General features: G+C 65.9%; 1 protein-coding gene. It reads left to right on the top strand.

Features of this window, described 5'->3' with window-relative positions; all coding sequences use genetic code 11:
- Positions 1-11: 11 nt before the first annotated feature.
- Positions 12-545: helix-turn-helix domain-containing protein (locus BBH68_RS44700; RefSeq protein ID WP_170066642.1), on the top strand; the 534-nt coding region annotated here is incomplete at its 3' end.

Below are 545 nucleotides of genomic sequence, written 5' to 3'. Positions count from 1 at the left end.
CTGATCGTGCCGTGCTCTCCGCTCCCGCACGGCATCTGCCACCCGCCTTACGCCGCCATCGACTGGTCACCCCGGGCACACTGCTGACCTGGCACCGCCGTCTGGTGCGCTGGAAATGGAGCCAAGCACCGGTCAGACCCGGTCGTCCACCATTGCCGGAAGAGACGGTCGCGCTCATCCAGCGCCTGGCGAGAGAGAACCCGACCTGGGGGTACGTCAGGATCCAAGGGGAGTTGCGTCGGCTTGGTCATCGGGTCGCCGCTGCGACTATCCGACGCGTTCTGCACCGCTCCGGTCCACCCCCCGCACCGCAGCGCGCCTCCCAGCAGACCTGGCGCTCCTTCCTCCGAACCCAAGCCCACACACTGCTCGCTTGCGATTTCATGCACGTAGAGACCGTCTTCCTCAGACGTCTCTATGTCTTCTTCGTCATGGAGATCAAGACCCGGCGCGTTCACGTCCTGGGTGTCACCGCCCACCCGACCGGCGCATGGGTCACCCAGCTCGCCCGCAACCTGCTCATGGATCTCGAGGAGAGGGCTGAG

Source organism: Streptomyces sparsogenes (genome assembly GCF_001704635.1).
GTDB lineage: Bacteria > Actinomycetota > Actinomycetes > Streptomycetales > Streptomycetaceae > Streptomyces > Streptomyces sparsogenes.
This window is presented reverse-complemented; position numbering and strand designations above follow the sequence as displayed.